Source organism: Phenylobacterium sp. (assembly GCF_036402295.1).
GTDB lineage: Bacteria > Pseudomonadota > Alphaproteobacteria > Caulobacterales > Caulobacteraceae > Phenylobacterium.
Window position 1 is genome coordinate 1 of sequence record NZ_DASWTE010000268.1, and the last position, 1,861, is coordinate 1,861.

General features: G+C 70.7%; 1 protein-coding gene and 1 pseudogene. Both read left to right on the forward strand.

Translation table 11 applies throughout. From position 1 onward, the window contains the following. Positions 1 to 1,192, forward strand: a pseudogene (locus tag VGD44_RS16395) (chromosome segregation protein SMC); the annotation flags it as partial. 169 nt (positions 1,193 to 1,361) lie between these two features. After that, positions 1,362 to 1,706, forward strand: a complete 345-nt coding sequence (locus tag VGD44_RS16400; protein WP_331089015.1) for a F0F1 ATP synthase assembly protein — start codon at positions 1,362 to 1,364, stop codon at positions 1,704 to 1,706. Positions 1,707 to 1,861: the final 155 nt, after the last annotated feature.

The following is a 1,861-nucleotide window of genomic DNA, read 5'->3' on the forward strand; positions in this document are numbered from 1 at the left end:
CGGCCCGGCCCGCGAGGCCGCCGCCCAGGCGCGCTCGGCCTACGAGCTGGAGATCCGCGAGCGCGACGGCCGGGCCCGCCGGCTCGAGACCCTGACCCGCGAGCACGAGGACTGGACCCGCCGCGCCGCCGCGGCCGCCAAGCGCGTCGGCCAGTTGGACGAGGCCCGCGGCAAGGCCCACGCCGCCCTCGTGGCCGCCCAGGACGCGCCCTCGACGCTGGAGGGCCGCAAGACCGCTCTCCTGGACGAACTCTCCGCCGCCGAGGCCCGCCGGGCCAAGACCTCCGACGCACTGGCGGCGGCCGAGCACGAGCGCGCCGACGCCGACCGGGGCCTGCGCGCCTGCGAGGCTGCCGCGTCCGAAGCCCGCGAACTGCGCGCCAGCTTCACGGCCCACGCCGAGGCCGCCGTGCAGCGCCTGCAGGAGGTGTCGGCCAATATCCGCGAGGCCGCGCGGATGGAGCCCGAGGAACTGGCGAAGAAGCTGGCGGACGAAGCCGTCGCGGTCCCCGCCGACGCCGAGGGGATGGAGGCGCACCTCTTCAACCTGGAGCGCCAGCGCGAGGCCATCGGCCCGGTGAACCTGCGCGCCGAGGAGGAGGCCGCCGAGCTTTCCGGGCGGCTCGAGACCATGAACGTCGAGCGCGCCGACCTGACCGGCGCCATCGCGCGCCTGCGCCAGGGAATCGACGAGCTGAACCACGAGGGCCGCGAGCGGCTGACGGCGGCGTTCGGCGTCATCAACGAGCACTTCAAGACGCTGTTCGAGGCGCTATTCCAGGGCGGCCAGGCCGAGCTGCGGCTGGTCGAATCGGACGACCCCCTCGAAGCAGGCCTCGAGATCTTCGCCTGCCCGCCCGGCAAGCGCATGGCCACCATGAGCCTGATGAGCGGCGGCGAGCAGGCCCTGACGGCGGCGGCGCTGATCTTCGCGGTGTTCCTCGCCCAACCGGCGCCGATCTGCGTGCTGGACGAGGTGGACGCGCCGCTGGACGACGCCAACGTCGACCGCTTCTGCAACCTATTGGACGAGATGTGCCGGCGCACGGCGACCCGCTTCATCGTCATCACCCACAACCCGGTGACCATGGCCCGGACCGATCGGCTGTTCGGCGTGACCATGGCGGAGCGGGGTGTCTCGCAGCTGGTCTCGGTTGACCTTAGGCAAGCCGAGGCGATGGCGGCCCAGTAGGTCGCGATGGGTGCGGGCGGACTGTCGCGCCTGGAATAATAATCAGCAAATACAGATGGTTACGGGGTGGCCAACGCACCTTGACGCACTGCACACGTCTCTATAGGTTCCGCGCGACCTGAAGCCCCCGCCGTGGCGGCGACGTGGCGGTCGTAAGGCCATCCCACGAATGCGCCGGAAGAACGAGCCGAACGCCGAGGCCAAAAGCCTCGCTGAACGGCTCGCTGCGGCAGAGGCGGCGCAGGCGCGGCGTGAGAGCGGAGACTCCCACCGGGCCATGGCGCAGGGTTACCGCTTCCTCAGCGAAGTGGTGGGTGGGGTGCTGATGGGAGCCGGCCTGGGCTGGCTCGCGGATCGCTTCATCACGCCGGCGCCGCTGGGTCTGGTCATCGGACTGCTGGCGGGCTCGGGACTTTCCATCTTCGTCGCGGTGCGAACCGCGGCGCGGACGACAAAAGAAGCGACGGAGAAGGCCGGGCCCCTGCCCAGCGCTCCCGACGAGGACGAGGACTAGAGGACGTAATGGCGGACGCGCCGAAGATCGATCCGATGCACCAGTTCCTGATCCAGAAGATCTGGGACGGTCCGGTCTTCCAGATCGGTGGCCTGACGTTCGACATGTCGATCACCAACTCGGTGGGCGCCATGTTCGTGGGCGCTGCGGCCATG

Excerpts from the sequence above, each read along its gene's own strand:
- VGD44_RS16400 (WP_331089015.1), top strand. The coding sequence starts at position 1,362 with ATGCGCCGGAAGAACGAGCCGAACGCCGAGGCCAAAAGCCTCGCTGAA.